General features: G+C 67.8%; 8 protein-coding genes and 2 pseudogenes. 5 read left to right on the forward strand and 5 right to left on the reverse strand.

Features of this window, described 5'->3' with window-relative positions; translation table 11 throughout:
• On the forward strand, positions 1 to 1,218 hold a 1,218-nt coding region (locus ACWELQ_RS29480), incomplete at its 5' end, for an amino acid permease (RefSeq protein ID WP_452400298.1).
• A gap of 13 nt (positions 1,219 to 1,231) precedes the next feature.
• On the opposite strand, the gene ACWELQ_RS29485 is transcribed toward ACWELQ_RS29480, so the two are convergent.
• From ACWELQ_RS29485 to ACWELQ_RS29495, 3 genes are all read right to left on the reverse strand, one after another.
• Complete coding sequence (locus ACWELQ_RS29485) at positions 1,232 to 2,086, reverse strand: DoxX family protein (RefSeq protein ID WP_452400299.1); 855 nt, start codon at positions 2,084 to 2,086, stop codon at positions 1,232 to 1,234.
• 121 nt (positions 2,087 to 2,207) lie between these two features.
• The gene (locus tag ACWELQ_RS29490) at positions 2,208 to 2,699 is read right to left on the reverse strand and encodes a hypothetical protein (RefSeq protein WP_452400300.1); all 492 of its coding nucleotides are present in this window, start codon (positions 2,697 to 2,699) and stop codon (positions 2,208 to 2,210) included.
• Positions 2,700 to 2,823: 124 nt separating this feature from the next.
• A complete protein-coding gene (locus tag ACWELQ_RS29495; RefSeq protein ID WP_452400301.1) occupies positions 2,824 to 3,054 on the reverse strand; it encodes a DUF6328 family protein in 231 nt (76 codons plus the stop codon).
• Between the two features lie 35 nt (positions 3,055 to 3,089).
• On the opposite strand from ACWELQ_RS29495, the gene ACWELQ_RS29500 reads away from it, so the two are divergent.
• A complete protein-coding gene (locus ACWELQ_RS29500; protein WP_452400302.1) occupies positions 3,090 to 3,380 on the forward strand; it encodes a hypothetical protein in 291 nt (96 codons plus the stop codon).
• Positions 3,377 to 3,688, forward strand: a pseudogene (locus ACWELQ_RS29505) (DUF6328 family protein); the annotation flags it as partial. The gene ACWELQ_RS29500 and the pseudogene ACWELQ_RS29505, both read left to right, overlap by 4 nt.
• On the opposite strand, the pseudogene ACWELQ_RS29510 reads toward ACWELQ_RS29505, so the two are convergent.
• Both ACWELQ_RS29510 and ACWELQ_RS29515 read right to left on the reverse strand, forming a co-directional pair.
• A pseudogene (locus ACWELQ_RS29510) lies at positions 3,680 to 5,392 on the reverse strand (thiamine pyrophosphate-requiring protein); the annotation flags it as partial. The pseudogenes ACWELQ_RS29505 and ACWELQ_RS29510 overlap by 9 nt on opposite strands.
• A gap of 436 nt (positions 5,393 to 5,828) precedes the next feature.
• Positions 5,829 to 6,029, reverse strand: coding sequence for a hypothetical protein (locus ACWELQ_RS29515; protein WP_452400303.1), 201 nt, complete (start codon positions 6,027 to 6,029; stop codon positions 5,829 to 5,831).
• Positions 6,030 to 6,224: 195 nt separating this feature from the next.
• Here ACWELQ_RS29515 and ACWELQ_RS29520 point away from each other — a divergent pair, with 195 nt between their 5' ends.
• Positions 6,225 to 7,220: a chemotaxis protein CheB gene (locus ACWELQ_RS29520; RefSeq protein ID WP_452400304.1), complete on the forward strand. Its 996-nt coding sequence runs from the start codon at positions 6,225 to 6,227 to the stop codon at positions 7,218 to 7,220.
• Positions 7,221 to 7,229: 9 nt separating this feature from the next.
• Positions 7,230 to 8,644, forward strand: a 1,415-nt coding sequence (locus ACWELQ_RS29525) for a CheR family methyltransferase (RefSeq protein WP_452400305.1), incomplete at its 3' end; no start/stop codon positions are given.

Here is an 8,644-nt window from a genome sequence, read left to right on the forward strand (position 1 = left end):
GGCATCAGCTCCTTTCGCGCACCCGCCCGAACCAATGCCCGCATCGTCCTGGTCACCATGGCCGCCGTGCTCGGCTTCCTCGTCGCCGGGGTGTCCTGGCTGGCCCACCTCACCCGGGCCGCGCCGCGGGTGAGCGGATATCCCTCGGTGATCTCGCAGGAGGCGCGTGCGGTGTTCGGGCACGGCGCGGTGGGCACGGTGCTGTTCGTCGTCGTGCAGGCGGCCTCCGCGCTGATCCTCTACACCGGGGCGAACACCAGCTTCAACGGGTTCCCGTATCTGGCGAGTTTCGTTGCGGGCGACTCGTTTCTGCCTCGCCGCCTGACCAAGCGCGGCCATCGACTGGTCTTCTCCAACGGCATCATCGTGCTCGCGGTGACCTCCGTGGCTCTGCTGCTGCTCACCGGAGCGAAAGTCAATGCCCTGGTGCCGTTCTACGCCATCGGGGTGTTCACCGGCTTCACCATGGCGGGCTTCGGGATGGCGAAATATCATCGCACACAGCGTGAATCCGGCTGGCGGCGCAAGCTCGTCGTGAACACGACGGCCGGTGCGATGTCGCTGCTGGTCGTCGCCATCTTCGCGATCGTGAAGTTCACCGAGGGCGCGTGGCTGGTGGTCGTGCTGTTCCCGTTGCTGGTGGTGGCGCTGATCCGGCTCAATCGCCGATACCGCGAGGAGGAGGCCGCACTCGCGGTCCTCGCACCGTCCTTCGACACGAATCCCGGCCATGAACGGCACACGGTGCTGCTGTTGGTCGGCGACCTCGACGTGGCGACCCTGCGCGGTTTGCGCTATGCCCGCGATATGACGCCGGACCGGCTGCGCGCCGTGCACTTCGTCCTCGACGACGACCATTCCGCACGGCTGGCCACGCGGTGGGAGACCGTCGAACACGGTGCTGTCGAACTCGAATTGCTGCCGTGCCCCGACCGTCGATTGCGACATGCCGCGGTGCAGCTGACGGCCGAAGCGGCCACCGAACCCGACACCGATGTCACCATCGTGCTGCCGCGTCGTGCCTACGGTCCGCTCGGACGGCTCCTGCACGACCACACCGCCGACCACCTGGCCGCCGCGATCAGCGGTGTCCCGAACGCCGCGGCGACCATCGTGCCCTTCGACGTCGAACGGGCCGTCAAACGGCTCGTCCGCGCACACCACGGCGGCGAGAGCTTCCTTGACACTCGCCGCCGCAGGACCGGATCGAGCCGGTAGGCATGGTGTTCGGCTATCGATCCTCGAACTTGTCCGCCACCCGACGGCGGATCAACCCGGCCCACTCGCCGCCGTTGCGTTTCACCGACTCGGCGATATCCCCGGCGTGTTCCTTTGCCGTGCCGGTGATCTCGGCCGCATGCTCCTTCGCCGTCCCGGAGAGCTCCTTCGCGGTCCCGGACAGCTCGGCGGCGTGGTCCTTGGCAGTCTCCGCGAAGTCGGCGGCGTGACCCCTCGCGGTCTCGGCGAGTTCACCGCCCCGGACCTGTGCGGTCTCGGCGAGTTCGGCTCCCTTGGCGGCCGCCGTCGACGACAGCGCTCGCACCTGCTCCATCGCGTCGTGTGCCCGCTCGCGCAGCACCTCGCTCGAAGCCGACTGGGTGGCGATCGGCAGCGCGGCCGAGACGGTGGCCGCGGCGCGCTTCGCGGCCCGGCGACCGCGCCACCCCAGCGATGGCCGGCCCTCGGTGTCCCCGCTGGCGATGAGCAGGCCGCCCAACAGGCCCGCGTCCTTCAGGAAGGCGATTCGCTTGGCCGCCTTGCGATCCGGATCCGGCTCCGCCCAGAAGTCCTGTTCGGTGACGGCCGTGGGGATGACGGTCACCGCGAGCACGAACGCGGCCGCGCGTGGCGCCTTTCCGAAGGCCAGCAAGGCCCCGGCCAGAACCTGGGCGGCACCGTTGACCCGCACCACGGTCTCGGGGTCGACGGTCAACTTGCTCGCGGCCGAGTCCGGCAGCCTGCGCCGCCCCTGCTGCACCAGCGCATCGGCGGCCTTCAGGCGCGGACCCGGGTCCGTACAGGCGGTGATCCCGTCCACTACGAACGGCGCGGCCAACAGTGGGCGCGCGACCCGACGCATCAGCATGACAAACTCCCTTTCGTCGGTTCCAGCAACCCCCTCGTGGCATCCTCTCGCCGTTGAGGGGTCGTCGCCGTTGACGTCGCCAGTGGGGCTTACATATTGGCGATACCCCGCCGGAAATGGATTACTCGATGGCGGGCAGACCGATGCAGGCCGCGTCCGCACGGCGTCGGACCATATCGGCGGTCGTGCGGTAATGCGCGTACAGCGAATCCTGTTCCGCACCCGCGGCCGTTTCGCTGTATCCGGCCCGGCACAATCGCGCGGCCGTGAGGCGCACGAAATGCGTGAACGGCGCGGGCCAGCTCATGTGCCGCACGGCCCGGATCACTCCGGTGTCGCCGTCGACGAGAATGACCCGCAATATCAGACGACCATCGGCGGCACAGGCCACCTCGCCGTCGACGGCGGCATCGGGATTCGGCGCGTAGGGGGCATCCGACCAGTCGAAGCCGTCGGCGAAGCGAAAAGCCAGCAACGCCACATGCTCGCTGTCCACCCACGCGAATTGAGCTTTGCCGGATTCCACAGCGGCGATCTCGATATCGTCCGGCTCCGGCAGCACCAGCAGCAATTCGCCATGGCAGCCATCCGATTCGAGGTGCAGTCGCGCCATTTCCGGCCAGTGCGATCTGCCCGAATGGTAAATGGTTCCGACGGTGCATCCTTTCGAGCGCCGAATGTCGGCGCTATTGCTGGGCATACCTGCGGCGTTCCCACACCCCGGCAAACAAAACGCGTCAGGGCCGGCGTTGCCGCCACGGATGCAGGACCCACACCGCGGCGAAGAACAATCCGAAGAACGCGCCCGCGACGCCCGCCGGGACCGGACCCGCCACCGTGTCGAAGATCAGGACCGCCACCCCGGTCAAGGCGACGCCCAGCAGCGCGAGACCGGCGATGGCGTAGCCCTGCGCGGCGACCCCGGCGGCTGGCACCTGATCGCGCAGGGCGCGAAAACCAAAGCACAAGAGATGTTTCCAGTCCGTGACGAAGGGAGTACCCCATGACGGCCGATCCGAATGCGGTCAACCGCCGGCGGCGGTTGCGGCGACGGCACGCGGGTGAGGGAATCGAGGACGGCGTCAACGTGATCGGGGTCGTGCTGGCCGGCCTGGGTGTCGTCGCGCTGGCCTTGGCGCTGGTCGCCGGCGGCTACGGGCTGGGCGGCTGGGCGGCGGTGGCCGCGGTCGCCTGCGTGGTGCTGTTCCTCGCGAGCGCCGCGGTGATCGTCGGTGAGTGGAGGCGACGGCGGTCTCGTGACAAGGCGGGACCCGCTGTGCGACAAGGTCATTGACATTGTCCGGGACCGGCGTGTCAGACGGCAGGCATGAGACGGAAGCCGAACGGCTGGACCGCAATTGGGGCAGCCTGATGCAGGAGCTGCGGGTGGTGCAGACCGGCGTGCAGTTCCTGACCGGCTTCCTGCTGACACTGCCGTTCCAGAATCGCTTCGCCGAGCTGTCTTCCGCGATGCGGACGCTGTACCTGGTGACCGTCGCCGCGTCGATCAGTGCGACGGTATGCCTGGTCGCGCCGGTGGCCGCGCATCGGGTCCTGTTCCGGCGGCATCGGATCGGGAGCGTGGTGGTGGCGGCGCACCGTCGCTTCGGCGGTGTCCTTGAGCTGTTCCCAGGTGGCGTGCGGCGGGATCGGCGGCACCTCCGGATCGGTGCGGATGTCGAGCAGGACCGCGCGATCGGCCTCGAGCGCGGCCTCCCAGGCCGGGCCCACGTCCTCGGCGGAGTCCACGGGGATGGCGGCCAGGCCGGCGGCGCGCGCGACCTCGGCGTAGGAGATGTCCGGAAGCGTCTGGGATTCCTCGAATTTCGGCGCGCCGCCCATGGCGCGCAGTTCCCAGGTGACCTGGTTGAGGTCGTTGTTGTGGAAGACGCAGACGATCAGGCGCGGATCGCTCCAGCGGTCCTGGTAGCGGGCGATCGTCAGCAGTTCGGCCATGCCGTTCATCTGCATCGCGCCGTCGCCCACGAGTGCGATGGCGGGACGGTCGGGATGGGCGAATTTCGCGCCGATGGCGTAGGGCACGCCGGGACCCATGGTCGCGAGTGTCCCCGACAGGGAACCGCGGATTTCGCCGCGCATGCGCAGGCACCGCGCGTACCAGTTGGTGGATGATCCGGAATCCGCTGTCACGATGGCGTTGTCCGGGATCTGCCGGGACAGCTCCCAGACGACCCGCATCGGGTTGACCGGCTTGGCCTCGAGCATGGACTGCCGTTCGATCGTCTGCCACCATCGGATGACGTTCTGCTCGATCTCGAGCGGCCACGACCGATCCGGTTTCGCGTGCACCAGCGGAATCAGTTCCGCGAGCGTCGCTTTGGCGTCGCCTACCAGATTCACCTCGGTGGGATAGCGCATTCCGATCATCGCGCCGTCGATGTCGATCTGAATGGCGCGCGCCTGACCGAATTTCGGCATGAACTGGGCGTAGGGGAAATTGGATCCGATGATCAGCAGTGTGTCGCAATCGCGCATGAGTTCGTAGCTGGGCCGGGTGCCGAGCAAGCCGATAGAGCCGGTGACATAAGGCAATTCGTCCGACAGCACATCCTTGCCGAGCAGTGCCTTGGCCACACCCGCACCGGACAGGTCCGCGAGGCGCGCGATATCGGCCGCCGCGCCGCGTGCGCCCTGACCGATGAGGATCGCCACGCGCGAACCCTTGTTCACTATCTCCGCCGCGCGCTCGATCTGCTCTCGTGACGCGTGGACCTCGGGCGCGGGCACCGACGCCGGAGCGCTGGAGGGCACCTGCTTGAAATCGTGGGTCGGCGCTTCGTACGGTTCTTCCTGGAGATCGGACGGGATGATCACCGCGGTCGGGGCACGCCGTGCAACGGCGGTGCGGAAGGCTCGATCCAGCGCGTTGGGCAGCTGGCTGGAGACGTTCACCTCGACCAGATAGTCGGAGGCGACATCCTTGTACAGACTCTGCAAATCCACTTCCTGCTGGTAGCTGCCGCCCATCGCACTGCGCGCGGTCTGGCCGACGATCGCCACCACCGGTACGTGATCGAGTTTGGCGTCGTAGAGCCCATTGAGCAGATGGATCGCACCCGGCCCGGACGTCGCGACGCACACTCCCACGCCGCCACCGAATTTGGCGTATCCGGTGGCCGCGAAGGCCGCCATCTCCTCGTGCCGGACCTGGATGAAGGCCGGTCCGTCCGCGCGGCCGAAGGCGGCGATCAATCCGTTGATGCCGTCCCCCGGATACCCGAAGACCTGCTCCACCCCCCAATCACGAAGCCGCTCCACCACATAGTCACCGACTTGTCGCGACATAGTCTCTCCCGTTCGTGTGCGCCCGATACTCGACAGCCGCCGTATACCCGCCGCGACTGCGCGCAATCCGATCGAGAACCGAGCACCGTACGGCGTTTACGACCGCCGCGCGGTGGTATCGCCGAGGCGCCCATCCCACTCTGCGAGGAGAAACCGATGTACTCAGCCGAATCGCCTCCGGTAGTGGTCGGTGCGGGTGTGCTACCGCATCCACCCGTGGATCCGCCGGCGCCCGACCCCGCGCATCCGCCCCTCGAGCCGGTGCCGAGTCCTTCCCCGCTGCCTCCCATTCCCGAACCCCCGCAACCCTTTCCACCGCCGCCGACACCCGGCGGCCCCTCCCCCGAACCCTTGCCGACGCCGTTTCCGCAGTTGTCGCGGCGGCTCGATTGACGACCGACGAAGAAGCCGCTGTGGCCTTCTCCGGTGCCGATACTCAGTGCTCGCGGTGGCTGTTTCGACCGCCCTCGGCCTTGGCTTCGGTCGGCTGCGCCGCGGCGCCCTTGCGACCGGCCTCGTGCGGGTCGGCGGAGTTGGGCTCGCCGAAACTGCCGCTGCTGGCCTTGCCGCCCTTGCGCGCCTGCTCCTCGGTGTCGGGACGGTTGCCGAACTGACCGGGATTCTTCGGATCTGGCATGACGCATCGTCCTTCCTCGTGCCTGCACTCCGGATGCGAACGTTTCGTTCGCCATATTTGCGCGATACCCGCCCGGCCCCTCGCTAGTCGCCGTCATATCGCACCGTTCGCGACATCCACAGGTGTGGTGGCGCGCTGCGTGGGTAGGGCGGGAGCATGGAGGGGTGCGGGTGCGCCCGGGTTAGGAGACTCGCCGTGGAACCTTCGGATCTGATCGTGGTCGGCGCGTCGGCCGGCGGAGTCGAGGCGCTGCGAGAATTCGTGGCCGGGCTGCCCGCCGATCTCCCGGCGGCGGTGCTCGTGGTCCTGCATATGCCACCGCGCGGAGCGAGCGCCCTGCCCGCCATCCTGGGCCGGGCGGGACCCCTGCCGGTGACCGCCGCCGGCAATGGCACCACAGCGTTGGCGGGTCATGTCTACACCGCGGTACCCGATGCTCACCTGCTGGTTCGCGATGGCCGGATGATGTTGTCGCGCGGCCCGAGCGAGAACGGTCACCGCCCGGGCGTGGACGCCATGTTCCGGTCCGCGGCGGTCGCCTGGGGCCCGCACGCGACGGGAATCGTACTCTCGGGCGCGCTCGACGACGGGACCGCGGGACTCGCCCTGATCAAACGCCGCGGCGGACTCGCGGTGGTGCAGGATCCCGAGGAGGCGCTGTACGCGGATATGCCGCGCAGCGCATTACGGAATGTCACGGTGGACCTGGTGCTGCCGGCCGGTGAGATCGGCAGGGCGGTGGCCGCCAAACTGCAGGGTCGCGAATTCGTCACCGCGCCGCGGCTCTCGGGTCTGGACCGGCTGGAGGCGGATATCGACGCGGGCGCGCCGATCGATCGAAACGGGGTGGCGGCCATGGCCGAACCCGCCGGACTGACCTGTCCGGACTGCAACGGTTCACTGTTCGCGCTCGAAGGCGGACGCCGCTATCGCTGCCATGTCGGGCACGCCTGGACCCAGGAGGCCCTGCTCAGCATGCAGGGGGTCGATGTGGAGAAGGCGTTGTGGACGGCGCTGCGCGCCTTGCAGGACAAACAGCGGCTGGCCCACCGGATGCGTTCGGACGCCGAGCGTTTCGGTGATACGAGCTTGGCCGCCCGCTTCGCCACCCAGGCGGACGAACAGGCCTCGGCGGTGGAAGTTCTGCGCAACCTGCTGGTCGGGCCGGGAAACGGGGAGGCGAACCAGTAGGTTGTGAGTGTGGACCAGGACAGTGCGCCCAGCGCCGTGAGTGGTTTCGAAGAGATCCTCCAGTATCTCAAGGAGGCCCGCGGCTTCGACTTCACCGGCTACAAGCGCAGCAGCCTGATGCGCCGCGTCGATCGGCGGCTGGCCCAGCTGGACGCGGCCGACTACGTCGAGTATCTGGATGTGCTGCAGGCCAATTCGGACGAATTCGTGGCGTTGTTCAACACCATCCTGATCAATGTCACCGGCTTCTTCCGCGACCCCGACGCCTGGGACTACCTGCAGACCCATGTGGTGCCGACGCTGCTGGCCGAGCGCGGCCCGGAGGAACCGATCCGGGTGTGGTGCGCGGGATGCGCCTCCGGCGAGGAAGCCTACGGGCTGGCCATCGTGCTGGCCGAGGTCGTCGGCATCGACGAGTTCCGGCAGCGGGTGAAGATCTACGCCACCGACGTGGACGAGGAGGCGTTGAGCAGCGCCCGGCACGCCACCTACACCGAGAAGGAAGTGCAGCCGCTGGGACAGGACTTGATCCAGCGGTACTTCGAGCCGGTCGCGGGCCGGTACTCCTTCCGCAAGGATCTGCGCCGCTCGGTCATCTTCGGCCGCAACGATCTGGTGCAGGACGCGCCCATCTCCCGGATCGACCTGCTGGCCTGCCGCAACACGCTGATGTACTTCAACGCCGAAACCCAGACCAAGATCCTGGACAAGTTCCATTTCGCCCTCGCGCCGCGCGGCATGCTGTTCCTCGGCAAGGCCGAGATGCTGCTCTCGCACAGCCGGATCTTCGATCCGGTGGACCTCAAGCGCCGGGTCTTCCGCAAGGTGCGCACCTCGCGGGTGGATGTCGGCTCGGTGTTCGGCCGCGCGCTCATGCCGGATCGCCGCGAGCTCGATCACGTGGACAGCCTACGCACGCTGGCCTTCTCGACCGGGCCGGTGCCGCAGGTGGTGCTCAACGGCGAGGATGTGGTGACGCTGGCCAATCAGCAGGCGAAGCATCTTTTCGGTCTGTCCGATCGCGATGTCAGCCGTCCGCTGCGTGATCTGGAGCTGTCCTACCGGCCGGTCGAGCTGCGCGGCTACATCGATCAGGTGCGCGCCGAACGCCGGGCGATCCGGATCAAGGACGTCGAATGGCAGCGCGGCCCCGGCGAAATGCTGACCCTCGAGGTCCATGTCAGCCCGCTGGTCACCGAGGACTCACTGCTCGGGGTGTCGCTCGTCTTCCACGACGTGACCGCCACCCGCCGCCTGCTCACCGAGCTGAATCACGCCAACCAGCAACGCGAATCGGCCTACGAGGAACTGCAATCCACCAACGAGGAACTCGAGACCACCAATGAGGAACTCCAGTCCACGGTGGAGGAGCTCGAGACGACCAATGAGGAATTGCAGTCCACCAATGAGGAATTGGAGACGAC

Source organism: Nocardia sp. NPDC004722, from assembly GCF_053601505.1.